Source organism: Cognatishimia sp. 1_MG-2023, from assembly GCF_030548175.1.
Classification (GTDB): domain Bacteria; phylum Pseudomonadota; class Alphaproteobacteria; order Rhodobacterales; family Rhodobacteraceae; genus Cognatishimia.
Window position 1 is genome coordinate 1 of record NZ_JAUORX010000004.1, and the last position, 23,131, is coordinate 23,131.

Genomic DNA, 23,131 nt, shown 5'->3' on the forward strand with positions numbered 1-23,131 from the left:
TGTTGTGCTTAAGTTAACAAAGTTAACAAAAAGCCGTCCAAACAGTGAAGCTGTTAATCTTATCATCGAGCCGAAGCCCTAAAGACCAGATATGCAAACATTCGTCCGTCGTATAACGGCCAAACCGCCCACATATCTCTTCAGTGTCATCACAATGTCAAAAAGCGTGAAATCCTCAGTAAAACCAAAGACCTCAGAGACAAAAATTAACACGTAGCGCCCTAACTTACGGCGCAACCTGCGTCTTAGTACCTCAAAATTTTCTTCTCAAACCGTCTCCAGAGCACCGCTCCGTTTCCCGTCTGACCCGCCGTTGTGCGCCTCAGCGCCGCCGGTAAGGGGGGTTCTAAGGTTACTTGCGCACAGCCGCAAGCGCTTTTTACAGGAAACTTTCAAAAAAGTGTCACACTCAATAAAATAAGGGCAATGGCGCTAACATTTTGTGCAATCCCCCACCAGAAAGTCCGGTTTTCATCGCCAAATCCAGGACTTTTGTGCTGAATCACGCGTCGCGCAATTCGATTCAACGGCGAGTCACCCTGATATCGGGAGTGACTCGCGGGAATCTCTTGGGATCTGGCTTAGAATCGTCGCGGATTCGCTGAAACGCAGGTCGGCCATGCGAATCTAGCAGTGGTTCTTGAATGCCCCCTATTCTAGAGGGGGGCACATCAAAACCATTATCAGGAGTAAGTCACATGGCCGCTTTGGCTCATACAGTTGCCCGTGTTTCGGGCTTTTCTTTCGCTCAGAAACTTATGGACAGCTTTTGTTCAAAACTGGAACGTCGCAATGTTCCGCATTGGGTAGAATACCTAAACACAAAATAAGTCGTTGTGCTGTTTCAGCGCGACGGCACTTTTGACAAAAAGGGCGCCCCTAGAGGCGCCCTTTTGCATTTCAATCTCTACGACGCCAATTGGGCCGCGACCTTACTTAAGTGAAGGTCGACAAGTGCGCGGGCACGGTCTGCTGTTTCCGCCTCTGCATAACAGCGAAACTCTGGTGCATTGCCTGAAGGACGGAGATGAACCACCTCTTCATTGGCAAAGGTCACACGTAAGCCATCAGTCGTATCGACCTTGGCTTCTACGGCAGGCATATCAAAGAACGCAGTGCGCTTTTGTGGGTCGGCGATGAGATCCGCTAGAAATGCAGCAGATGTTGCCGTTTGAATGCCTGCAATCCGGTCAGCCGCCGAAAAGCGGCTTGGAAGCGTTGCCGTAAGCTCAGCCAATGAAAGCCCTGCACGGACCGCAGACGCCAGTGAGGCGACGATTGGCAGAGCGCAGTCTCTGGTCAGAAGGGGACGCAATTCGCCAGCATTCGTTTGATGCGTATAGCCGAGCAGGAAACCACCGTTGGCCTCATAGCCAACAACCCTAGCTTCTGTGTTCTTCGCCAGAACCTCTTCGATTGCCGCCACAACAAAGGGCGAGCCGATTTTGGTCAGCTGAATGTCGCTGAATGCGTCCATCGACATAATCATCGAGTTTGACGACACAGGTGTGCAAATGGTGTCCGCCTTTAGATACAGAGCGGTCAACACACCAAGCACGTCCCCAGGTACGATTTGGCCGCTGTGATCTGTCACCATTGGGCGATCTGCGTCACCATCGGTTGAGATCAGCGCGTCTAGCTTATGGGTTTCGCACCATTCCGCGAATTTGGCGCGAGAGGTTGGATCGACGGCTTCTGTATCCACCGGCACGAAATGCGATGTGCGTTCCAGCGGGATGGCTTTCGCGCCAAGCTGCGTCACCATTTCTACCAGAATATCACGCGCGACAGAGCTGTGTTGGTACACGCCAATGCGCAACCCATTTAGCGCATCCGCACCAAAGGCTGTGGCATAGCGTTGAATATAAGCCGCTTTGGCGTCGTCGGCTGCGTCTATACGCGGGTTGTCGTTGGATTGGGCCTGATGTTGTTTTGCCAAAGACGCCACGATCTTTGCCTCATCCGCCTTGGAAATTTCACCCGCACGCGTGTAAAACTTGATCCCGTTGCGATCTGCTGGGATGTGGCTGCCTGTGATCATGATCGCGCCACTATCGGCATTATCAGCGGCAAGGGCCAAAGCCGGGGTTGGCAGAACGCCGCAATTCACGACCTTTTTGCCCATATCCTGCACGCTTCGCATCACGACCTCTGCGATAAGGGGTGAGGATTCACGCAAGTCCCAGCCAACGTAGACCGCATCCCCCGCGTCGCATTCGGACAGGAAGGCTTTGGTATAGGACGTGACAACCTCGTCGGTGAGCTCTGTGACCAACCCGCGAACGCCGCTTGTGCCGAATTTCGGTGCCATAATATGTGCCTTCTAAAATACCAATTTCATGCGCCATACCATAGCCGACCCCGCCCTGAGAAGGCCTTGCCAGCCACCACCGGCCAAAGGTTAATATGAACGCACCGAACGCAGGCCTTCACACTTTGGTAATCTGGAAATTCGTACGTTTCACGCGCCGAAACGTACGATTCCTTTTAGGCGAGGCCCGCGACCTCTTTGATCAGGGAAATCACCTGATCGACACCTTCACCGTGACGCATCGCGGTGAACACAAATGGGCGCGATTGGCGGACGCGGGTTGCGTCACTTTTCATCACCTCAAGTGACGCGCCGACATGTGGGGCGAGATCGGTTTTATTGATCACCAGAATATCGGATCGCGTGATCGCCGGGCCACCTTTGCGCGGGATCTCTTCACCGGCGGCGACATCAATGACGTAGATCGTGATGTCAGCGAGTTCGGGGCTGAAGGTGGCAGAGAGATTATCGCCGCCGCTTTCGATCAAAACGATTTCCAGATCAGCGTGACGCTCTTGCATCTCTGCCACTGCGGCGAGGTTGATGGAGGCATCTTCGCGGATGGCCGTATGGGGGCAGCCGCCGGTTTCGACACCGATGATCCGATCACCGGGCAGGATTTGCATCCGCATCAGGGCTTCGGCATCTTCTTGGGTGTAGATGTCATTTGTGATGACGCCGATGGAGTAATGAGATTTTAACCCTTCGGACAGGCGTGCGGTTAGCGTGGTTTTACCAGCGCCAACGGGGCCGCCGATGCCGATGCGGAGGGGGCCGTTCATCTTGGTCATGATTGAAAGAGCCTTGGTTCAAGTGTTTCGTGTTGCATCGCTGCGATGTCAGACAGAAAGGCCGAGGATGTGATGTCATCCGGCGTCAGCTCTGTCGCGGCTTGGGCGATGGTTGTGCAATCGGGGGTCAGCTGTGCGAGCACGCGTTGTGCGCCGGTTTGCCCAAGGGGCATCAAGCGCTGCGCGGCTGAGGTTAGATTGCTGAGGAAGGCGTGGAGATAGAGTGTTGCTGTGGCGGTTGGGTCGAGATCGACTAAGCGTGCAGCGCGGCCCAACGCGATTGGGAGCATGAGGTTGGGCAGATCAATCTGCCAAACCTCGGACGTGACCCGCGCAAAGGCGGCGCCTTGGCGGATGGATTCACGTAGGCGTTCTTTGGATGGGGCAAAGGCGATGGCTTGGGCGTTTAGATCGTCAAGGTCTGAGGCTGTGGAGTTATAGGCCATGTGAATCCAGGCAGCATCGGATTTGCCGGTGCCGTGGGTCAAGATGTCTTGCAGCCAAGCCTTGAGCGTGGCTTCATCGCTGACCCAGCCATTGGCGATTGCGCTTTCTAACCCGTGGGAAAAGGCAAAGCTGCCCACCGGATAGGCGGGGGACAGCCATTGCGTCAGGGTTAAAAGGCGCGGATCAATGTGCATGGGCGGTTGCCACATGTTCGTGGGAATGCGTGCGGCCGTGACCGTATGCGCCACCTTCAGGGGTAAAGGGTTCGGTTGCTTGCACCACAGTTGCGCCGAGGTGTTCCAGCATGTGTTTGATCACCGGATCGTTCTGGATCAACAGGCGGGTTTCCTCGATCTGGCAGGGCGTGTGGCGATTGCCGATGTGCCATGCGAGGCGGTGCAGGCTGTCGCCCGTGACGATTAGAACATCCTCAGCCGCCGCGCGGATTTCGACCATGCGGCCATCGGAGAGTTCCAGCGTATCGCCGTCATCCAGCGATGTGGTTTGTTCCAGATCGACAACGAAAGCCCAGCCGCCGCTGGTGACGAGACGTTTGCGACGTAGAAAGCGGCCGTCGTAGTCGAGGGTTACGAACGCCTCGGCCTTATCATGGCCGTGGCGGTGTAGTTTTTGTGCGAGAGGGAGTTGTGACATCATTCAAACCTCAGAACATGAAGTAACGCTGGGCCATTGGCAGCTCTGTTGCCGGTTGGCAGGTCAGCAGCTCGCCATCGGCGCGGACTTCGTAGGTTTCGGGGTTCACTTCGACCTTGGGCGTCGCGCTGTTCAGTTTGAGGTCGCGCTTGCCAATGTTGCGGGTGTTTTGCACAGCAACGGTTTGCTTGGCGAGGCCGAGGTTGTCGCGCAGGCCATCCGCTTGGGCGGCTTGGGACACGAAGGTCACGGCAGAGTGTTCAACGCTGCGGCCAAAGGCACCGAACATGGGGCGCGAATAGACCGGTTGCGGTGTTGGGATCGAGGCATTCGGATCACCCATTTGCGCCATAGCGATTGTGCCGCCGAGCAAGACCATTTCTGGCTTAATACCAAAGAACGCCGGATCCCATAGAACGAGGTCAGCACGCTTGCCTTCGGCGATGCTGCCGATTTCGTGGCTTAGACCATGCGCGATGGCAGGGTTGATGGTGTATTTCGCAATATAACGGCGCACACGGAAGTTATCGTTTTCGCCGGTTTCTTCGGACAATCGCCCGCGTTGCTTTTTCATCTTATCGGCAGTTTGCCATGTGCGGATCAGAACCTCGCCCACGCGCCCCATCGCTTGGCTGTCTGACGCGATGATCGAGAACGCGCCCATGTCGTGCAGGATGTCTTCGGCGGCGATGGTTTCGCGGCGAATGCGGCTTTCGGCAAAGGCCACGTCTTCGGGGATGGATTTATCCAGATGGTGACAAACCATGAGCATATCGAGGTGTTCCTCGATCGTGTTTACGGTGAAGGGGCGTGTTGGGTTGGTGGAGCTGGGCAAGACGTGATCTTCGCCGCAGATTTTGATGATGTCGGGCGCGTGGCCGCCGCCCGCGCCTTCGGTGTGAAAGGCATGGATAGTACGGCCCTTCATAGCGCCGACAGTGTGTTCGACAAAGCCAGATTCATTCAGCGTGTCGGTGTGGATCATCACCTGCACGTCCATGTCATCGGCCACCGATAGGCAGCAATCGATGGCGGCTGGGGTGGTGCCCCAATCCTCGTGCAGTTTCAGCGCGCAGGCGCCGCCTTTGATCTGTTCCTCTAGCGCTGCGGGCAGGCTGGCGTTGCCTTTGCCTGCGAAGGCGAGGTTCATTGGAAAGGCATCTGCGGCCTGCATCATGCGGCCAAGGTGCCAAGCACCGGGGGTGCAGGTGGTGGCCAAAGTGCCGTGCGCTGGCCCGGTGCCTCCACCGAGCATTGTGGTCAGGCCCGAGTGCAATGCGTCGTCGATCTGCTGTGGGCAGATGAAATGGATGTGACTGTCAAAACCGCCAGCGGTCAGAATGCGGCCTTCGCCTGCGATGACTTCGGTGCCGGGGCCGACGATGATGTCGATGTTTGGCTGGGTATCGGGGTTTCCGGCCTTGCCGATTTTGTGGATGCGGCCATCGCGCAGGCCAACGTCGGCTTTATATACGCCGGAGTAATCCACGATCAGCGCGTTGGTGATGACAGTATCCACCGCCCCTGCCGCGCGGGTGACTTGGGATTGGCCCATGCCATCGCGGATGACTTTACCGCCGCCGAATTTGACCTCTTCGCCGTAAGGGCCGGTCAGGTCGCGTTCGACTTCGATGATCAGGTCAGTGTCTGCAAGCCGCAGTTTGTCGCCCACGGTTGGGCCGAACATGGCGGCATAGTCGGATCGTTTGATGGTTGCTGGCATGTCAGAAAGGTCCTTGGATTGAGCGCTTAGTGAGAGCACCAGTTAGGAACACAGTTGAAAGCACGAAGAGCAGAGGAACGAAGATCAATGTGATCTCCCCAATTAGCCCAAGTGAGTTCGGAAAAACGCGAGGAAAGAACAGGTTCAAGCTTGCGAGCGCTGGTAGAATGGCGCCAAATATTATTACCGGAAAACGCCACTGGAAGCCGAGTGAAACAAGACTAAACAAACATGTAACTACAGATAAAGCAGCCAATACATACCAAGTCTGAGAACCAAAGGGCATTGTAACTGCTACGATAGAAACGCCTAGTGCAGCAGTTGAAACGATGGCTTCGAGTTTTCGTGACGTCCACAACATGCGGGCAATTATGGCGATTGCTGCAAGAAAGCAGAAAAGCCAAATAGCGATAACAACAACTTCGGTTCCCATCAGAGATTCCCCATAACTTTCTGATTAAATCCGAAAATCTTACGATTGCCAGAAATCGGGATCAAGTTCACTTCGCGGCGTTGGCCGGGTTCGAAACGGACGGCGGTGCCGGATGCGATATCTAGGCGGTGGCCGTAGGCGGCGGTGCGGTCAAAATCGAGGGCCGGGTTGGTTTCAGCGAAATGGTAGTGGCTGCCAACTTGGACCGGGCGGTCGCCGGTGTTGGCGACCATCAGCGTGATCGCGGTTGCGCCGTCGTTTAGGGTGAGATCACCCTCGGCTGGAAAGAGTTCGCCGGGGATCATTTGCGCAGCGCCAATGTTGCGCCAAGTGCGGCCACGGCGATGAAGGCCAGACCCATCAGGATGTTTTCAGAGCCATGCGGATGCAGATGTGCGCCGGTGTGTGCGGATGCTGGGGCGGCAAGAACGATCAGAGGCAGGGCGATTTTGGATGCGAATGTCATGGGAGTGTCTCCTTAGCGAATGGGGTTGTGAACGGTGACGAGTTTGGTGCCATCTGGAAAGGTGGCCTCGACCTGTACGTCATGGATCATTTCGGGGATGCCGCTCATGCATTGATCACGGGTGATGACTTGGGCGCCAGCCTCCATCATATCGGCGACGGACCGGCCATCGCGCGCGCCTTCGACGACGGCGTCGGTGATCAGGGCAATTGCCTCGGGGTGGTTCAGTTTCACACCACGGGCAAGGCGTTTGCGGGCCACTTCGGCGGCCATGGCCACCAGCAGTTTGTCTTTTTCCCTAGGGGTCAGGTTCATGGTTAGAGTCTCCAGGAGGTTGGCAGGCCATCGCGGCTGAGCCGGTCAAGGATAGGAAGAAGGCTGCGGCGCAGTTCGAAACTGTCGGCGGCGATCATACGAAGGACCAGCATGTCAGGTTCGCGCAGGCTGGCGCCGGCGGTTGGCGGTAGCTGGGATTGAATGGATTTCAGATGGGCCTCGGCATCGGGGGCGATGTAGACAAGGCTGGCCATGGCCCCTGCCCCTTGGCCGATGGCGCGGCGGGCGAGGTGTTGGGTCATGTCGCCGTTTAGGTCGAGACCGTCCTTATATATAGGTGTGCCGTTGCGACGGATGTCGATGCGGTCGTGGAACTGAATGTCGGTCAGGGTTTCGCCCATAGCTGTGCGGCCAAAGACAACGGGTTCGACCATCAATAGACGGGCGTTTTCGGTCAGGTCGGCTTTGAGGGTGCGATGCAAAGCCGAGCCTTCAAACAGGATCAGCTCTTGGGGGAGCCAATTGAGTTGGGCGTTGTCGTGGACTGTTAGATGCGTCGTGACCCGCGCCATGCCGGATTGCGCGCGATAGGCGCGTTCGGCGGCTTGAGTTGTCGCGGTCAGTTGGCTGTTTTCGCCTGCTGTTAGATTTAGATCGAGGGTGTCCCCGCCTGTCAGGCCGCCGGATGTGTTGATCAGGATCGCCTGTACATCATTGCTGCGAGCAAAGAGAGCCTTCATCGCGCCTTGGGTGCGGAACTGGTCCAAGCCGCTGCGTGCTCCGACCTCTTTACTGGAAAGCGACAGTTTTCCGACCGTTCGCGGCACGGGACCTACGGCGTATGCTGGGTCATATGTAAACGGCGCGTTAATGGTCGGATGTCCTTATGCATGTCCTGTTGCTGCATCCTTGATCACCTAGACCGTAAAGTGACTATGATTCCCTCGTTTTGAGATTATGGCTGCGATAGTTTGCACATTTTTTAACCCATCAACGGGCTGTGAGCGCAATTTTTGAGCAAACGCCTCAATCTTGCCGCGTGGATCACTCGGAACATTGATCTAGGGCGAAAGCATACTCTTCACTAAGGGCACCCAGACGCATTGCTGTCAAAATGTGGGATGTGGGTGTGTGACGACCATACGAATTGGACCTCGAAGCGGCCGCCACACGAATTGCAACAACAGTTGCGAAGCCATTGCTACGATTTTGCGCCGCGCGGTGCAATCTCGGCGGGCTTCGCTAGGAGCTAAAAATGAACCTGTTCTCTAAAACCCTAACAAGTGCTGCTGCCCTAACCGTAATGGCCGGCACTGCTATGGCGAGTGATTGTTCCGTTAAAGTGGGTGTTCTGCACTCTTTGTCCGGCACCATGGCGATTTCTGAAACAACTTTGAAAGACACAATGCTGATGCTGGTTGAACAGCAGAACGCAAAAGGCGGTGTCTTGGGTTGTGCGATTGAGCCAGTGGTTGTTGACCCGGCATCTGATTGGCCACTGTTTGCTGAAAAAGCACGTGAGCTTCTGACTACACATGAAGTTGACGTTATCTTTGGCAACTGGACTTCGGTGTCCCGTAAGTCTGTTCTGCCAGTGATCGAAGAATTGAACGGCCTGCTGTTCTACCCTGTTCAGTACGAAGGCGAAGAGTCTTCTAAGAACGTATTCTACACAGGTGCGGCGCCGAACCAGCAAGCGATCCCAGCGGTTGATTACTTCCTAGAAGAGCTTGGTGTCGAGAAATTCGCACTGTTGGGCACAGACTACGTGTACCCACGGACCACAAACAACATTCTTGAGCAGTACCTACAAGACAACGGTATCGCGAAAGACGACATCTTTGTGAACTACACACCATTTGGTCACTCTGACTGGGCAACCATCGTTGCTGACGTTGTGGCATTGGGTGAAGACGGCAAATCTGTTGGTGTCATCTCTACCATCAACGGCGACGCAAACATCGGCTTCTATAAAGAGCTGGCAGCGGCGGGCATCTCTGCGGATGACATCCCAGTTGTTGCGTTCTCTGTTGGTGAAGAAGAGCTATCCGGTCTGGACACAGCGAACCTAGAAGGTCACTTGGCGGCTTGGAACTACTTCCAGTCTGCAGAATCTGATGCAAACGCTGAATTCATCGACGCATGGAAAGCCTTTGCTGGCGAAGAGCGTGTGACCAACGACCCAATGGAAGCGCATTACATCGGTTTCAACATGTGGGTTAACGCGGTTGAAGCGGCTGGCACCACAGACGTGGATGCGGTTCGTACAGCGATGTACGGTCAAGAGTTCCCGAACCTGACTGGCGGTACAGCGGTTATGCTGCCTAACCACCACTTGGCGAAACCAGTTCTGATTGGTGAAATCCAAGCGGACGGTCAGTTCGATATCATCTCTAAAACTGCAGAAGTTCCGGGTGACGCATGGACTGACTTCTTGCCAGCCTCTGCTGTTCTGAAGTCCGACTGGAAAGACCTGGGCTGCGGTATGTACAACACCGAAACCGGTTCCTGTGTACAGCTGAAGTCTAACTACTAATCTGTCTAGAAATTGTCGGGGTGCCACGTTTGGCGCCCCGACCCCTGATTTAGAAAACTCCCCCATGATCCGTACACTTACATTGGCGCTGGCACTGCTCTGCCTGCCTGTTGCGCTGTATGCCCAAGACTTACAGAGCCTCTTACAAACTCATCAAAAGATCGTTGAAAAACCTTCACGGAAAACCGTTGGGCCGGTGATCGAAGCACTTGGTGCGTCAGGCTTGCCAGAGGTTCCCGTTTTCCTGGAACGTTGGCAGGATAAGGCACTGTATGTGCGCAAAGACGATGGGGTTTTCTTTTATGCCGCGAAATCCGCCGAGGGCCGTGACCTGATTGATATTTCAACGGGTGAGATTGTGGCCACGGGCGTTGATGCCGGTACTTTGAAACAAATAAAACCGAACGGCGGTGTCCGTAAGGTGATTGGTGAGGCGCTGGTGCAGTTTTTGCTAAGCGATCCCGATATTGAACGCCGCAGAAATGCGGTGGATGCCATTGCGCGAAACTTAAGCCCAAACCAAATCGCGCCATTGGTGGCGTCGATCGAAGGTGAGCCTGATGCGGCTCTATTACAGCGGAAAAGGCGATTAGCAGGCTATTTGACTGCGCGTTTTGGCGACACCACAGAGGCGCGTGTGGATGCGATTGAATTTCTGTCGGATGACCTAAGCGTTGATGGCCGAGCCGTGATGTCCCAGATTTTGGAAACGCGGTTTGTGGCGGCTGATGCTGTGCCAGATGCGAATGTGTCTGAGGTATTGGAGCCCGGTAGCGAGGCACTTTCGCGGGATGCGGCTTATGCGATTTTGGTTGAGGAACATGGCTTCCCACCGCGGCTCACCGACAATGACGTGCGCCTTGCGCTAGAGGCGCATGTGGACGGCGGCAAAGCCGGTGGTGTTCCTGTTGCGCAGTTGGGCGACATGCAAAATCGCGCGGTGGCTTATGACACGCTGGCAGCGCAGGGATTGGTTCAAAAACGTGTCTCCGAAGGCGATCTGGATCGTGCCTTTGCGGAGTGGGGTTTCTACCAAGTTTACCTAGAAAACGACGCGGCCGTAACGGCGGCAGCTTTAGAAACGCAGAAGGCCATTCAGACCAAAGTGGCGATGAACCAAGCGGTTGATCTGGGCATGGATGCGATTTCTTTGGCGTCGATCTATTTCTTGGCCGCTGTTGGCTTGGCCATCACCTTTGGAGTGATGGGCGTGATCAACATGGCGCATGGCGAGTTCATCATGATGGGTGCTTATACCGGTTACGTCGTGCAGCAGTTCATTACCAACTACACGCTGTCACTGGTTGTGGCCCTGCCCTTGGCCTTTGCGGTGACGTTTGCGGCGGGTGTCGCGATGGAGCGGTTGGTTATTCGCTGGCTCTATAACCGCCCGCTCGAAACGCTATTGGCGACCTTTGGTATTTCGGTGGCGTTGCAGCAGTTGGCAAAGAACATCTTTGGCACGCAGGCGCGTCCGCTGACCTCTCCGGGTTGGTTGGATGGCGCTTGGGTCATCAATGACGTTGTGCAGATCAGCTATATTCGTATCGCGATTTTCGTGCTGGCACTGATGTTCTTGGGGCTATTGTTGTTCATTCTGAAAAAGACCCGTCTGGGCCTAGAGGTGCGCGCGGTAACGCAGAACCCACGCATGGCGGCATCGATGGGGATCAACCCGGATAAGATCAAGATGATGACCTTTGGCCTTGGCTCTGGCATCGCGGGGATCGCCGGTGTTGCGATTGGCCTGTTTGCCAAAGTCACGTCCGAGATGGGATCAGACTATATTGTGCAAAGCTTTATGACCGTTGTGGTCGGCGGCGTTGGCAACGTTTGGGGTACGTTGGCGGGGGCTGCGATGATTGGCTTCTTCCAAAAGGGTGTCGAGTGGTTGAACCCGACCAACACCTTGGCGGCGCAGACCTATATGATCTTGTTCATCATCCTGTTCATTCAATTCCGTCCGAAGGGCATCATTGCCCTGAAGGGCCGCGCGGCAGGAGATTAAGACCATGCGGAAAAGTTTTATTGCTCAAAACCCGTCTGTCCTTTGGTTTCTGGCCTGCCTTGGCTTGTTCACCGTTGTTGTCACCTTGATGGCAGAGGCGACGGGCGCTGGCCTGATCTCTACCTCTTTCGTTAAGACCTTGGGCAAGGTGTTGTGCCTATGCCTTGTGGCCATCGCGATGGATGTTGTGTGGGGCTACTGCGGTATCCTTTCATTGGGTCACTTCGCGTTCTTTGGCATCGGCGGCTATGCGGTTGGCATGTGGCTGATGTATGCGCGGACCGAGGCGATTGTCGTCTCTAACTTGGCCGAAAGGACCATTCCAGCGACACCGACTGAAGTGAACGACGCGATTGCGACGCAGATCTTTGGGGTGGTCGGATCGTCCGAATTCCCGCTGATCTGGGCATTTTCGCATAGCTTGGTGTTGCAGCTACTGCTGGTGGTTCTGGTGCCGGGGCTATTAGCCTTGATCTTTGGCTGGCTGGCGTTCCGGTCGCGGGTGACCGGCGTTTACCTGTCGATCCTGACCCAAGCGATGACATTGGCCTTGGCGCTCTATCTGTTTCAAAACGACAGTGGTCTGCGCGGCAACAACGGCTTGTCTGGCTTGCAGAATATTCCGGGGTTCGAAGCCGTACCGCAATCTGTGGTGTCGATGGGCTTTTTCTGGGCGTCAGCCATAGCGCTGGGTCTGGGGTATGTCCTGTTTGCGCGGGTGTTGTCTGGCAAGATGGGCAGCGTTATTCGCGCCATTCGTGATGACGAAACGCGGGTGCGGTTCCTTGGCTATCACGTGGAAAGCTACAAGCTGTTCATCTTTACCCTGACGGCTGTTGTCGCGGGGATCGCCGGCGCGCTCTATTACCCACAAGCGGGCATCATCAACCCGGCAGAGATCGCACCGATTGCATCAATCTATCTGGCGGTTTGGGTTGCTATCGGTGGTCGCGGGCGTCTGTATGGCGCGGTGATCGGCACGGCTTTCGTGTCGTTGCTGTCCAGCTGGTTTACCGGCGGTGGCGCACCTGCGGTGAACCTTGGGTTCTACACAATTCAATGGACGGAATGGTGGCTGGTGCTGCTGGGCACATCCTTTGTTGCGGTCACGCTGTTCTTCCCTGCGGGGATCGGCGGGTTGTTTGATAAATTCGCGAGGAAATCATCATGAGCGCGCTCTTAGAACTTTCCGGCGTCTCGGTTAGCTTTGATGGCTTTAAGGCGATCAACAATCTGGCCTTTCAAATCAACGAACCCGAAATGCGGGCGATCATTGGGCCAAACGGCGCGGGTAAAACCACGTTTATGGATATTGTCACCGGCAAAACGAAACCCGATGAAGGGCGCGTTTTATGGGGCGAAAAATCGATCAACCTGATCGGCAAATCCGAAAGCCAAATCGCGCGCGAAGGTGTGGGGCGAAAGTTCCAGAAACCAACAGTGTTCGAAGATCAAACCGTGCGCGAGAACTTGGCCATGGCGCTCAAGAACCCGCGCGGGCCGTTTGAGGTGCTGTTTTATCGCAAGTCCGCCGAAGGTGCCGCGCGGATCGAGGCGATTGCCGAACAGATCAACCTGACCGATCAACTGACCCGTAAATCGGGCGAGTTAAGCCATGGTCAAAAGCAGTGGTTGGAAATTGGGATGTTGCTGGCGCAGGAACCGCGGTTGTTATTGGTCGATGAGCCAGCGGCGGGGATGACCCCGGCGGAACGTGAGAAGACCACCGAGATTTTGGTCGAAGCGGCCAAGACCCGTGCGGTGGTTGTTGTGGAACATGACATGGAATTTGTGCGGCGGTTGAACTGCAAAGTGACCGTGCTGCACGAAGGGTCAGTTCTGGCCGAAGGATCGCTGGACCACGTGACACAAAACCCCGAAGTCATCGACGTTTATCTGGGACGCTAAGACATGTTGAAAATTGATAACCTGACCCTGCATTACGGGCATTCACAGATTTTATACGACGTCTCTATGCAAGCAGATGTTGGTAAAGTCACTTGCTTGATGGGCACGAACGGCGTTGGAAAAACGTCTCTGTTAAAGGCGATTTCGGGCACGCATGCGCGATCTGGTGGCGATCTGTCATTGGATGGCACCGAAGTGCCGCGCAATGCGTCAGCGTTTTACATGGCACGCAATGGTGTGGGCTATGTGCCCCAAGGCCGTGACGTGTTTCCGTTGATGACGGTGCGCGAAAACCTAGAGACTGGGTACGCCTGCCTACCCCGCGATGAACGCATGGTGCCGGATGAAATCTACGAACTGTTTCCCGTACTAAAAGACATGCGCGCCCGGCGTGGTGGTGACTTGTCTGGCGGTCAGCAGCAACAGTTGGCGATTGCGCGGGCTTTGGTGGCGAAACCAAAGCTGTTGCTATTGGACGAACCGACCGAGGGCATTCAGCCGAACATCATCAAACAGATCGGCGATGTCATTGCCTATTTGCGGGATCGGGGGGATATGGCGATTGTGTTGGTCGAGCAGTTCTTTGATTTCGCATACGGTCTGGGCGACAATTTTGTGGCTTTGACACGGGGCGAAGTGGTGCATAACGCGCCAAGAGCCGACACAGAGCGCGAGGCGCTTTTGGCCAAGGTATCGGTCTAGCTTTTCGTTGGGGGCTGTCGTGGTCCCCGACGTCGAACGCCCTGTCTATGCGGGTTCAGCACTCGCGCGGTCAGCCTGCTCGGCGACTTTGTCAAAACATTCTAACAAGCAATTCAGCTCGTCGCTTGATAAGGGCGAGAGCAATTCCTTTTCCAGCTTTCGCATCCGTGGAACCAGATCGGCGTAGACGGCAAGGCCCTCCTTGGACAGTCCAAGGAACCGGCTGCGGCCATCATTCTTATTTGCAGTTTCAATCAACCAGCCGCGTTTTCGCATGCGGGCGACGGCGCGGCTAACCGCGACTTTATCCATGCTAGAGGTCTCAACAATCTGAGCAGCCGTTTGCCGGGAATCGACTCCAAGGATCACCATCGTGCGCCAATCATCTGGCTTCATATCGTATCTATCTTGGTAAACTCGAGCGACGGCGCCACTCACCTTTGTATAGAAATGGCGCGTTATATAAGGAAAGAAATCCTGCAGCACGATAGGCGTATCCTCGGCTAATTCTTTGTTATTAAGCACTTTCCACTCCCATGCGCGGCCGACACGCCTTTAGTCACATTTTCATAAGTATCCTCATTTCAGCCATAAACGGCCAGAAAAAAGTTTCACTTGCAATTAACTTGCAAAAATAGTTTCATCAGAAACCAATTAGAGGCCGCATTCTTACTGCGACTTTAATATCTTGGGAGGAATAAATGATGAATTCGATTGTAGGGCGTTTTGCCCGTTTGCTATCCGTTTCGGCCACTGCATCTGCCTTGAGCATTGCAGCGACGCAGTCTTCTGCTGAGGAACTTGCTTTGTCAGCTTGGCTGCCACCAGCGCACCCCGTTGTTAGTGAAATCGTCAAGCCATGGGCTGAAGAGGTTGGCAAGGTCACTGAGGGCCGCGTTACTGTGCGCATCCTGCCGCGTCCGTTAGGGCCGCCGCCTGCGCATTTCGATTTGGCCATTGATGGCATCGCAGACATCACATTTGGTTTGCACAGCTTCACAACCGACAATCGCTTTTTGCGCTCGCGGATTGGCCAGTTTTCATTCCTAGGTGAAAACGCAGAATCCCTCTCGGAGGCGTATTGGAACGTCTACACAGGTGAACTGGAAGCCGATAAAGAGCACCAAGGCGCAAAGTTGCTAAGCCTTTGGGTGCACGGCCCGGGTTTATTCCACAACAATCAACGTGAAATCAAAACGCCAGAGGATTTCGCAGGCCTGAAAATCCGGACACCCGGCGGCTATATTGCCGAGTTGGTCAGCGAACTTGGCGCGACGACGCAATTCATGGGCCCAGGTCAGGTGTTTGAAAAGCTTTCAACCGGCGTGATCGACGGTGTGACCTTCCCAGGCGAAGCCATTCGCGCGTTTAACCTGTCTGATCACCTGACCCACACAATGCGCATTCCGGGCGGCATTTATAATACAAGCTGGTTCCTTGTGATGAACGAAGATAAGTGGAACGATATTTCTGACGCTGACAAAGCGGCGATCGAGGCGATTTCTGGCGCGACACTTGCGGCGGTTGCCGGTTCTGTTTGGGACAAAGCAGATCAACGCGGTTGGGACGTTGTAAACGAGTCTGACATGCAGGTTTATGATGCGTCGCCAGAAGTTGTGGCAGGTATCAAAGCCATCGCTGATGCGAAAGAAGCGGACTGGTCCAAAGCTCTAGCCGATCAAGGCTATGACGGAACAGCCGCACTTGCATCCATCCGCGCGCAAGCTGCGGAGTAACGTTGCATGCAACCGGAACAGACGAAAGTCTCCGCGACCAGCCAGATCGATAGGATCTGGCTGGTCGTCTCACGTATATTAACCGCGCTCAGTGCGCTGACACTTTTGACGATGATGGCCTTGACCAGCACGGATGTCATAGCGCGCTATATCGTCAATCGCCCTATTCGCGGTGCCTTTGAGATTACTGAATTGCTTTTGGTGTGCTTGGTTTTCTTATCAATGCCATTGGCATGCCGTGCAGGCACCCATGTCGAGGTAGAACTGATCGAGCCCAAGTCCCCGGTCATGATGAAGATCAGCAGCTCATTTGCACATCTCTGCGGGTTCGCGATCTTTGCTGTCTTGGCGTGGCAGATCTTTGACTACGCGGAACGCTTTGCGCGTTATGGCCAAGTCACGAACTCCTTAGAAATTCCACTCTCTTGGCCGGCCTATTTGGCTTCGGCTTGCTGTGCCCTTAGCGCTTTGGTTTTCGTGGGCTTGCTGTTCAAAACGCTGGGAAAGACAAAACATGATTGAATCCCTTATTGGCTTTGCAGCCCTATTCGCATTGGTCTTGGTCCGTGTTCCTATCGCCTTTGCCATGATTATGGTCGGCACCATCGGCTTCGCCCTGTTGCGCAGCTGGGACGCCGCTTTTCGGCTGGCTGGGAACTCTGCGTTTGATACGGTGATGTCCTTTACGCTGTCGGTTATTCCGCTGTTCATTCTGATGGGGAACCTGCTGACAAGCTCTGGCGTGTCTGATGCGCTGTTCTCCACAGCACACCGCGCGCTTTACAAGCTCAAGGGTGGTCTTGCGATGGCAACCATTGTGGCTTGTGGAGGTTTTTCTGCCGTTTGCGGATCGTCCTTGGCAACAGCGGCGACCATGTCCAAAGTGGCCATGCCTACGATGCGCAAAACGGGATATGCCGATAGCCTAGCCACCGGTTCCATTGCCGCGGGCGGTACCTTGGGCATTCTGATCCCGCCTTCTGTTGTTCTGATCATCTACGGTCTGATCACCGAGGCAGACATTGGCAAACTGTTCATTGCGGGGATCATTCCCGGTGTGATTGGCATCTTGTTCTATTTGCTGGCTGTAGCGGTGATCGTACGCATCAAACCAGAGCTTGCGGCCAATGACGCAACACGCATTGAGATGAGTTCGCGTGACCTGAAAGGCGTCGCGGCAGTTATCTTTCTGTTTGCCGTGATCATCATCGGCATCTACGGCGGTATCTTTACCCCATCCGAAGTGGCGGCGATTGGCGCATTTATTGCGCTGCTGATCGCATTCTTCCTTGGCGGTTTAACACTCAAGAAACTGTGGGAAGCCTGTGTTGATACGATCCAAACCAGTGCCATGATTTTTGCACTGGTGATTGGCGCAGAGATCTTTTCAAACTTCATCAGCTATGCGGGTCTGCCAGATGCTATTCTGGCTTGGGTCACAAGCTTGGATGTTGGCGCCTATATGGTGATCTTTATCCTGATCGTGATCTACATCATCCTAGGCGCGGTTCTGGAAAGCCTTTCCATGATCTTGCTGACGGTGCCGATCTTTTTCCCGGTTGTTATGTCGCTCGACTTTGGAACTGGACTGTTGTCCAACCCGGATTACACGGCGATTTGGTTCGGGATTATTGTGGTCGTGGTCACCGAGATCAGCCTAATCTCTCCACCTATCGGACTGAACGTCTTCGTCCTGCGCACCGTTTTGACGGATGTGTCGATTACGACGATCTTCCGCGGAGTTATGCCCTTCTGGTTCGCTGATCTGTTCCGCCTCGCGCTATTGGTGGCCTTGCCCATCACCAGCTTGATATTGATCGGTTAGCTAGGACCAACTTAGACACAAACAACAAAGGCGAGCCGCACTGGCTCGCCTTTGTCATGTTTACCGGACCTGCAAATCCATGCCTTTAGGCGGCGGATTTTCGTCCCAATAGCCATTTGAAAAACCGGCCATCGACAAACAAGAGACCGGACAAGATCACAAGCATTCCAAGGAATTGGATCGAAAACAGCGTTTCTGCCAGAACGAACACACCCAAGAACACGGACGAAACCGGCGCCAGGAAGGTGATCGTTGAAGCGGTTGTGCCGCCCACGCGCGGTATCAGCCAGAACAGCAGAATAAACGCCGCCGAGGTCAGCAAAAATCCGATAACCACCAAGGCCACCCAGGTTTCTACACGCGTGATCACCGGGACGCCTTCGACGACCAAGGCGAGCGGTGAAATCATGACCATTCCCAAGGTCAACGACCAAGCCGTCAGAAGAACGCGATCCAACCCGTCCAGCTTGCGCACCACATTCAAAGCCAAGGCGTAGCAGATCGGCGCACCAATCGTCAGGATCAGCGCAATCGGGTCAGAGTCGCCCTGCCCGCCAAACGATGGCACCGCCAATAGCACAATGCCGACAAAGCCCAATGCCACGCCAATGCTGCGCATCACTGTCATTTTCTCACCACCCGGCCAGAAGTGACTGACCAAGACCACCATGACCGGCGTCATGGCGTTCACAATCCCAGCGGCAGACGAGGTGATGTATTGCTGCGTTAGTGGATAGACGGTCAAAGGGATCGCATATTGAAACGCGCCAAACACCGCCATGATACCCAACAGGTTCAATGGCAGCGCCTTTGGACGTCCTGTCACAAACAGCCAAATCCAACAGCCCAGCGCGCCCATGCCAACGCGGCCCATGCCAACAGACAATGGCCCAAGCTCACGCAGCAAAATCTCGTTAAAAAAGAACGACGAGCCCCAAGCTACTGCCAGCACAATGATGTAGGCCCAATATCGCAGCGGCATTGCGCTTCCTTCCTTTATTGTTCTTGCAGCCGACTAAGACGCGTTGCAGCGTTAGTCCAATTCAATTTCGTGACGTGCGCAATCACGCTTCGTGCTTCCCCTTAGCCTGCCCTCTCGGTAGTATGGCGCGGATGAGTGATCTAGACACCATATTTGCCGCTCTGAGCGATCCGACACGCCGCCAAATACTGGCCATGCTGCTCGAAGATGATATGGCCGTGACCGATGTCGCCGAGCCGTTCGAAATGTCGCTCGCCGCTATTTCCAAACATCTGATCATTCTAACCAAGGCTGGCCTGATCAGTCAGGAAAAGCGCGGGCGTGTGAAATGGTGCAAGTTAGAGCCTGATTCAATGCGCGAAGCCACGGTTTGGATGCAGGGCTTTGGCCAATTTGAACCGGTCAACCTAGACGCCTTTGAGCGGTTCCTTGAGACAGAGTTAGAGGCAGGCCCCGACACGCAGCCGGACGAGGCCCCACATCAGGGTTAGGTCTCGTCTGGGATATCTGTCCACTCAACCGCGCGTTCTTTTAAGTATTCCAAAAACGCCTGAACCTTTACGGTTCTGTGCAAATCAACATGGGTGACCAGCCAGACAGAGCCGTGCCACTCACTTTGAGCAGGCCAAATTTGGTGCAACCCTTCGGTTGTTTCCGCACGCCAACGCTGCAAGAAGCCGATGCCCGCGCCATTAAGAACCGCCTGTTCCAATCCGGCCGGGTCAGTCCCACGGAAGACCACATTTTCACGCGGAACAACGGTGCTTAGCCAGCGATAGAATGGGGCGCGGCTCTTCTCGTTGTCTGGTCCTACAAATTCATGCTGCGCAAAATCCTGCAGCGTTTCCGGCTTGCCCTTGCGTTCGATGTAGCGGTCAGTGGCATATAGACCAACGTCCAAAGTGCCCAAGTTTTGAACGACATTATCAGGTTCTTGCGGGACAGCTCCGCCCCGAATGGCGACATGCGCCTCGCCGTATTCCAACCGAAAGACACGGTCATCGGTCAAATACCGAATGACCAATCCCGGATGAAGCGCCTGAAAATCCGTTAAGATCGGGGTCAGCCGTTTGGACATGGTCGCCAAGGAAGTGACCACCAGCTCACCGGTCACATCCGCACCACGGCCTTTTATGCGCCCTTCGAGCTGGCCGAACTGATCGTCCGTTGCCTGCCCAACCCGCATCATGTCTTCGCCCGCCTCTGTGGCAGTATAGCCGCGCGCGTGCCGTTGAAATAGCTTTACACCCAATCGGGTTTCTAATGCATCAATGTGGCGGATGACGGTGGCGTGGTGCACCCCCAAAACATCAGCTGCACCGCTTACGGTACCCAAACGCGCGACCTGATATGCCGTGCGGATTTCATCCCAATTATCCATTCCAAGACCTGTGCATTAAGGAACAACTCAAGTGCATTCTGATACATTGTGTTCAAATGTGCAACGAACAATATTGATTTCCAACGTCACAAAGGATTTCAAAAATGGCTAACACAATTCTACACCTCGACGCGTCAGCGCGCCAAACCGGCTCTATCTCACGCGCAAACTCCGCACATATCGTATCTGAACTAAATGCGGATACCGTTCTGCGCCGCGACCTGAATGAAGGTGTCCCATTCCTGAATGAAGAATGGGTAACTGCAACATTTACTCCACCAGAAGATCGCACAGAAGCGCAAGCAAAGTCGCTGGAGCTTTCAGACGCGCTCGTGAAAGAAGTTCAAGCAGCCGACACAATCGTTATCGGCACTGGTTTGTATAACTTCCATGTTCCTGCTGTTCTAAAGGCATGGCTGGATCAAATCAGCCGCGCAGGTGTCACATTTAAGTATACCGAAAACGGCCCCAAAGGTTTGCTCGAGGGTAAAAAGGTTATCGTCACCATTGCGACCGGTGGCGTTCCTGTTGGGACTGAAAATGACTTTGCGTCCCCTTATCTGAAAATGTTCTTTGGCTTCTTGGGCCTAACAGATGTCACAATCCTGAATAACGACGACGCGTCGGCATATTCAGTTGCGGCCTAAGCAAAGCAATTAACGCTAACTTCTAAAACCCCGTAGACCTGTTCTGCGGGGTTTTAACTTTCTTAACTTCACTAACGCACTAACCAGCGGCATTGGCCGTCTTGGGTTGCGCTGCGTCCGTTTCCGCACTGGCCTTTGGGACGGTGAAGGAAAACGTGCTTCCCTCATTCAATCGACTCTTCGCAGAAATCTGACCGCCATGCAGCTCGACGATCTTCTTTGAAATCGCCATACCCAACCCTGTTCCGCCAGCTTTACGGCGCGAGCTGGAATCGACTTGTGTGAACTTTTCAAACACGGATTCCAAACGGTCTTCGGGAATACCACAGCCCGTATCGGTCACACTGATCCTTAGGAAAGCCCCGACATCCGCTGTTGTTATCCGTAGGCCGCCAGTGTCTGTGAACTTTAAAGCATTGCCGATGATGTTGATAAACACCTGACGCAAGCGCACCTCGTCCACTGCGATCAACTGCGACGGCACATCAGCCTCTAGTGTCAGTGATTTGCTCTCTGCTTTTTGCGAGAAGTCTTCAATCAAGTCCTCCACCAGCTCAGCCACATCCAGCGTATCTATGGACATATCCATGCGTCCCGCTTCGATCTTGGAGAAGTCCAACACGTCATTGATTAACGTCAACAGGTGCTTGGCAGAACGCTCGACCTTTCCGGCCAGCGACTTCAGCGATACCAGCAAGGCATCGACGTCCTCTTTGATCACTGCCCCTTCCTCGCCTTTGGCTTCTAACGTTGCAAAAAGCTTATTCGCTGCGGGCAACAGCTCGGGCTTACATAAGAACGGAGTGCCCCCCAGAACCACAGTCAAAGGGGTGCGCAACTCGTGGCTCATGACATCCAAGAATTCTGACTTTGCTTGGTTCGCCCGCTCTGCTGTTTCCTTGGCGGTTTTCAGTTCAGTAATATCCACCCGGAACCCAACGGTACTGCCGTCTGGCGTCCGCGATTCCGCGATCTTTAGCCAACGTCCATTATCAAGCTTTTGCTCAACGACACGATTGGCGGCTTTGTGGTCTTGCAACCGCTCTGCCAAGAACTCTTCTTCACGCCCCTCAGCTTCTGAATACTGTCCGCGCTCGATCCCAATGCGGATAATGTCTTCGAACTTGGCCCCCGGAACAAAGAGGTCGGCTGACACCGCATACAGCTCTTTGTATTTATCATTGCAAATGATCATCCGATCATCGGGGTCATATAAAGCAAAGCCGTCATCAATGCTGTTGATCGCATTGGTCAGCTGCGCAATTGCGCGTATTCGCAATTGCACCAACCGCAACGCCGTCCAAATCACCGCAAGCAATACAAGCCCACCGACAACAAAGCTTAAGCGCAGCTGCATCAACATACCCGCCGGCGGAATCCATCCTGCAGAAGGAGTCGCCGCTGCAAACCAACTGCCAACAGGCAATTCGATTTTACGTGTCACTGGCATCTCTGCAAATGTATGCGGCTGCCCGACAAAGACATCGCCCATCGGACCGGACGCATCCCGCCCCCGGATCGCCAACCGAAACGGTGCATCTGCGACGCCGGCCTCTTCAAAAATCTCATCAACGTCCAGCACCAACGAGATCACACCCCACAACTGTAGTCCCAGTTCTGCGGGATCAGAAACGCGAATACCACTTCTCAAAATCAAACCACGTCCGCCCTGCACCAAGTTCACTGGTCCCGCGACGACAACGCCAGCAGCTTCTGTTGCGCGCTGTACCGCATCCAGCTGATCGGGCCGCTTGCGGTAATCTAGTCCCAAAACCGCTTCATTGCCTTCCAAGGGGTACACGCGATCCACAACCAAATCTGGTGCAACCGCGACCGACTTGAGCTCGCTATGATCTGCGAAAAACGCCTCTGCAATCCGTGCGAATTGCGCTTTGCTCATATTGGGATCAAGCGACAGCATACTTTCCATCGCCCGCAACACATGTGCGTTGTGCGAAATGTGCATTTCCAGTGACGAGGAAAGTTCATCAAGGCCTTGCTGAATTTCTGCCCGCGCGCGCGCGTCAACGTCCGCCAATCGCTGGCGTTCAAAAAAGAACCAAAAAGTAGCGGTGAGCAAACAAATTAAAATTAAAGAACTGGCGTAATACGATGCCCAAAGTACTTTGTTTCGTTTGCCTTCCATTCACGTTTCCCGAATTAAGGATAACTATCGATAGTCGCGGCGGGCCAAACAACGGCCCTCACCCTTTGTACGACAATTGATATCCCACCTGTCAACCTCAGGTGGTGCACTTTGGTAACTGGGCATTAACCTGCCAAATCCTATGCCTCATATTTCAAA

Annotated in this window: 24 protein-coding genes; 10 read left to right on the forward strand and 14 right to left on the reverse strand. The window is 54.4% G+C overall.

The features are described from left to right. Positions 1-907 precede the first annotated feature (907 nt). From Q4544_RS07600 to Q4544_RS07645, 10 genes are all read right to left on the reverse strand, one after another. On the reverse strand, positions 908-2,311 hold the full coding sequence (locus tag Q4544_RS07600; protein WP_303505008.1) for a phosphomannomutase: 1,404 nt from the start codon (positions 2,309-2,311) through the stop codon (positions 908-910). Between the two features lie 176 nt (positions 2,312-2,487). After that, a complete protein-coding gene (gene ureG / locus Q4544_RS07605; protein WP_303505009.1) occupies positions 2,488-3,102 on the reverse strand; it encodes an urease accessory protein UreG in 615 nt (204 codons plus the stop codon). After that, on the reverse strand, positions 3,099-3,743 hold the full coding sequence (locus tag Q4544_RS07610) for an urease accessory protein UreF (protein WP_303505011.1): 645 nt from the start codon (positions 3,741-3,743) through the stop codon (positions 3,099-3,101). Before Q4544_RS07610 ends, ureG begins: the two co-directional genes overlap by 4 nt. Next, positions 3,733-4,203, reverse strand: a complete 471-nt coding sequence (locus Q4544_RS07615; RefSeq protein WP_303505013.1) for an urease accessory protein UreE — start codon at positions 4,201-4,203, stop codon at positions 3,733-3,735. Before Q4544_RS07615 ends, Q4544_RS07610 begins: the two co-directional genes overlap by 11 nt. Positions 4,204-4,213: 10 nt before the next feature. Next, positions 4,214-5,926 carry an urease subunit alpha gene (gene ureC, locus Q4544_RS07620; RefSeq protein ID WP_303505015.1) on the reverse strand — a complete coding sequence of 571 codons (1,713 nt, stop codon included), beginning with the start codon at positions 5,924-5,926 and terminating at the stop codon, positions 4,214-4,216. Position 5,927: 1 nt separating this feature from the next. Then, positions 5,928-6,359, reverse strand: a complete 432-nt coding sequence (locus tag Q4544_RS07625; RefSeq protein WP_303505017.1) for a hypothetical protein — start codon at positions 6,357-6,359, stop codon at positions 5,928-5,930. After that, positions 6,359-6,664 carry an urease subunit beta gene (locus tag Q4544_RS07630; RefSeq protein ID WP_303505019.1) on the reverse strand — a complete coding sequence of 102 codons (306 nt, stop codon included), beginning with the start codon at positions 6,662-6,664 and terminating at the stop codon, positions 6,359-6,361. The genes Q4544_RS07625 and Q4544_RS07630 overlap by 1 nt, the downstream gene beginning before the upstream one ends. Beyond that, positions 6,661-6,825 (reverse strand): hypothetical protein, encoded by a 165-nt coding sequence (locus tag Q4544_RS07635; protein ID WP_303505021.1) that lies wholly within the window; start codon positions 6,823-6,825, stop codon positions 6,661-6,663. The genes Q4544_RS07630 and Q4544_RS07635 overlap by 4 nt, the downstream gene beginning before the upstream one ends. A gap of 12 nt (positions 6,826-6,837) precedes the next feature. Beyond that, complete coding sequence (locus Q4544_RS07640; RefSeq protein ID WP_303505023.1) at positions 6,838-7,140, reverse strand: urease subunit gamma; 303 nt, start codon at positions 7,138-7,140, stop codon at positions 6,838-6,840. 2 nt (positions 7,141-7,142) lie between these two features. Continuing rightward, entirely contained in the window at positions 7,143-7,928 is a 786-nt protein-coding gene (locus tag Q4544_RS07645) for an urease accessory protein UreD (protein ID WP_303505025.1), read from the reverse strand. A gap of 428 nt (positions 7,929-8,356) precedes the next feature. On the opposite strand from Q4544_RS07645, the gene urtA reads away from it, so the two are divergent. The 5 genes from urtA to urtE all read left to right on the forward strand — a co-directional run bounded on the left by urtA (position 8,357) and on the right by urtE (position 14,255). Continuing rightward, entirely contained in the window at positions 8,357-9,637 is a 1,281-nt protein-coding gene (urtA, locus tag Q4544_RS07650; RefSeq protein WP_303505027.1) for an urea ABC transporter substrate-binding protein, read from the forward strand. A 64-nt stretch (positions 9,638-9,701) separates the two neighbouring features. Next, positions 9,702-11,645, forward strand: a complete 1,944-nt coding sequence (gene urtB, locus Q4544_RS07655; protein WP_303505029.1) for an urea ABC transporter permease subunit UrtB — start codon at positions 9,702-9,704, stop codon at positions 11,643-11,645. A 4-nt stretch (positions 11,646-11,649) separates the two neighbouring features. Next, a complete protein-coding gene (gene urtC, locus Q4544_RS07660; RefSeq protein WP_303505031.1) occupies positions 11,650-12,816 on the forward strand; it encodes an urea ABC transporter permease subunit UrtC in 1,167 nt (388 codons plus the stop codon). After that, positions 12,813-13,553: an urea ABC transporter ATP-binding protein UrtD gene (gene urtD / locus Q4544_RS07665; RefSeq protein ID WP_303505033.1), complete on the forward strand. Its 741-nt coding sequence runs from the start codon at positions 12,813-12,815 to the stop codon at positions 13,551-13,553. The genes urtC and urtD overlap by 4 nt, the downstream gene beginning before the upstream one ends. A 3-nt stretch (positions 13,554-13,556) precedes the next feature. Continuing rightward, entirely contained in the window at positions 13,557-14,255 is a 699-nt protein-coding gene (gene urtE, locus Q4544_RS07670) for an urea ABC transporter ATP-binding subunit UrtE (RefSeq protein WP_303505035.1), read from the forward strand. Positions 14,256-14,300: 45 nt separating this feature from the next. Here urtE and Q4544_RS07675 read toward each other — a convergent pair whose 3' ends face one another. Then, the gene (locus tag Q4544_RS07675; protein WP_303505037.1) at positions 14,301-14,780 is read right to left on the reverse strand and encodes a MarR family winged helix-turn-helix transcriptional regulator; all 480 of its coding nucleotides are present in this window, start codon (positions 14,778-14,780) and stop codon (positions 14,301-14,303) included. A gap of 176 nt (positions 14,781-14,956) precedes the next feature. Here Q4544_RS07675 and Q4544_RS07680 point away from each other — a divergent pair, with 176 nt between their 5' ends. The 3 genes from Q4544_RS07680 to Q4544_RS07690 are packed head-to-tail and all read left to right on the forward strand — an operon-like array spanning position 14,957 to position 17,816. After that, a complete protein-coding gene (locus tag Q4544_RS07680; protein ID WP_303505039.1) occupies positions 14,957-15,991 on the forward strand; it encodes a TRAP transporter substrate-binding protein in 1,035 nt (344 codons plus the stop codon). 6 nt (positions 15,992-15,997) lie between these two features. Further along, the gene (locus Q4544_RS07685) at positions 15,998-16,513 is read left to right on the forward strand and encodes a TRAP transporter small permease (RefSeq protein ID WP_303505040.1); all 516 of its coding nucleotides are present in this window, start codon (positions 15,998-16,000) and stop codon (positions 16,511-16,513) included. Further along, complete coding sequence (locus tag Q4544_RS07690; protein ID WP_303505042.1) at positions 16,506-17,816, forward strand: TRAP transporter large permease; 1,311 nt, start codon at positions 16,506-16,508, stop codon at positions 17,814-17,816. The genes Q4544_RS07685 and Q4544_RS07690 overlap by 8 nt, the downstream gene beginning before the upstream one ends. Before the next feature lie 85 nt (positions 17,817-17,901). Here the strand turns inward: Q4544_RS07690 and Q4544_RS07695 are convergent, their stop codons facing one another. Continuing rightward, positions 17,902-18,798 carry a DMT family transporter gene (locus tag Q4544_RS07695; RefSeq protein ID WP_303505044.1) on the reverse strand — a complete coding sequence of 299 codons (897 nt, stop codon included), beginning with the start codon at positions 18,796-18,798 and terminating at the stop codon, positions 17,902-17,904. A gap of 131 nt (positions 18,799-18,929) precedes the next feature. Between Q4544_RS07695 and Q4544_RS07700 the strand changes: the two genes are divergently transcribed. Then, positions 18,930-19,289, forward strand: coding sequence for a helix-turn-helix transcriptional regulator (locus tag Q4544_RS07700; RefSeq protein ID WP_303505046.1), 360 nt, complete (start codon positions 18,930-18,932; stop codon positions 19,287-19,289). On the opposite strand, the gene Q4544_RS07705 is transcribed toward Q4544_RS07700, so the two are convergent. Beyond that, the gene (locus tag Q4544_RS07705; RefSeq protein WP_303505048.1) at positions 19,286-20,179 is read right to left on the reverse strand and encodes a LysR family transcriptional regulator; all 894 of its coding nucleotides are present in this window, start codon (positions 20,177-20,179) and stop codon (positions 19,286-19,288) included. The genes Q4544_RS07700 and Q4544_RS07705 overlap by 4 nt on opposite strands. Before the next feature lie 104 nt (positions 20,180-20,283). On the opposite strand from Q4544_RS07705, the gene Q4544_RS07710 reads away from it, so the two are divergent. Continuing rightward, on the forward strand, positions 20,284-20,826 hold the full coding sequence (locus tag Q4544_RS07710) for an FMN-dependent NADH-azoreductase (protein WP_303505050.1): 543 nt from the start codon (positions 20,284-20,286) through the stop codon (positions 20,824-20,826). A gap of 79 nt (positions 20,827-20,905) precedes the next feature. On the opposite strand, the gene Q4544_RS07715 is transcribed toward Q4544_RS07710, so the two are convergent. Beyond that, on the reverse strand, positions 20,906-22,864 hold the full coding sequence (locus tag Q4544_RS07715) for an ATP-binding protein (protein ID WP_303505052.1): 1,959 nt from the start codon (positions 22,862-22,864) through the stop codon (positions 20,906-20,908). Between the last annotated feature and the right edge of the window lie 267 nt (positions 22,865-23,131).

Excerpts from the sequence above, each read along its gene's own strand:
- urtE (WP_303505035.1), top strand. The coding sequence starts at position 13,557 with ATGTTGAAAATTGATAACCTGACCCTGCATTACGGGCATTCACAGATT.
- Q4544_RS07640 (WP_303505023.1), bottom strand. The coding sequence starts at position 7,140 with ATGAACCTGACCCCTAGGGAAAAAGACAAACTGCTGGTGGCCATGGCC.
- Q4544_RS07695 (WP_303505044.1), bottom strand. The coding sequence starts at position 18,798 with ATGCCGCTGCGATATTGGGCCTACATCATTGTGCTGGCAGTAGCTTGG.
- Q4544_RS07600 (WP_303505008.1), bottom strand. The coding sequence starts at position 2,311 with ATGGCACCGAAATTCGGCACAAGCGGCGTTCGCGGGTTGGTCACAGAG.
- Q4544_RS07625 (WP_303505017.1), bottom strand. The coding sequence starts at position 6,359 with ATGGGAACCGAAGTTGTTGTTATCGCTATTTGGCTTTTCTGCTTTCTT.
- Q4544_RS07705 (WP_303505048.1), bottom strand. The coding sequence starts at position 20,179 with ATGGATAATTGGGATGAAATCCGCACGGCATATCAGGTCGCGCGTTTG.
- Q4544_RS07615 (WP_303505013.1), bottom strand. The coding sequence starts at position 4,203 with ATGTCACAACTCCCTCTCGCACAAAAACTACACCGCCACGGCCATGAT.
- Q4544_RS07690 (WP_303505042.1), top strand. The coding sequence starts at position 16,506 with ATGATTGAATCCCTTATTGGCTTTGCAGCCCTATTCGCATTGGTCTTG.
- Q4544_RS07635 (WP_303505021.1), bottom strand. The coding sequence starts at position 6,825 with ATGACATTCGCATCCAAAATCGCCCTGCCTCTGATCGTTCTTGCCGCC.
- ureC (WP_303505015.1), bottom strand. The coding sequence starts at position 5,926 with ATGCCAGCAACCATCAAACGATCCGACTATGCCGCCATGTTCGGCCCA.
- Q4544_RS07700 (WP_303505046.1), top strand. The coding sequence starts at position 18,930 with ATGAGTGATCTAGACACCATATTTGCCGCTCTGAGCGATCCGACACGC.
- Q4544_RS07610 (WP_303505011.1), bottom strand. The coding sequence starts at position 3,743 with ATGCACATTGATCCGCGCCTTTTAACCCTGACGCAATGGCTGTCCCCC.
- Q4544_RS07685 (WP_303505040.1), top strand. The coding sequence starts at position 15,998 with ATGCAACCGGAACAGACGAAAGTCTCCGCGACCAGCCAGATCGATAGG.
- ureG (WP_303505009.1), bottom strand. The coding sequence starts at position 3,102 with ATGACCAAGATGAACGGCCCCCTCCGCATCGGCATCGGCGGCCCCGTT.
- urtD (WP_303505033.1), top strand. The coding sequence starts at position 12,813 with ATGAGCGCGCTCTTAGAACTTTCCGGCGTCTCGGTTAGCTTTGATGGC.
- urtC (WP_303505031.1), top strand. The coding sequence starts at position 11,650 with ATGCGGAAAAGTTTTATTGCTCAAAACCCGTCTGTCCTTTGGTTTCTG.
- Q4544_RS07710 (WP_303505050.1), top strand. The coding sequence starts at position 20,284 with ATGGCTAACACAATTCTACACCTCGACGCGTCAGCGCGCCAAACCGGC.
- urtA (WP_303505027.1), top strand. The coding sequence starts at position 8,357 with ATGAACCTGTTCTCTAAAACCCTAACAAGTGCTGCTGCCCTAACCGTA.
- Q4544_RS07680 (WP_303505039.1), top strand. The coding sequence starts at position 14,957 with ATGATGAATTCGATTGTAGGGCGTTTTGCCCGTTTGCTATCCGTTTCG.
- Q4544_RS07630 (WP_303505019.1), bottom strand. The coding sequence starts at position 6,664 with ATGATCCCCGGCGAACTCTTTCCAGCCGAGGGTGATCTCACCCTAAAC.
- urtB (WP_303505029.1), top strand. The coding sequence starts at position 9,702 with ATGATCCGTACACTTACATTGGCGCTGGCACTGCTCTGCCTGCCTGTT.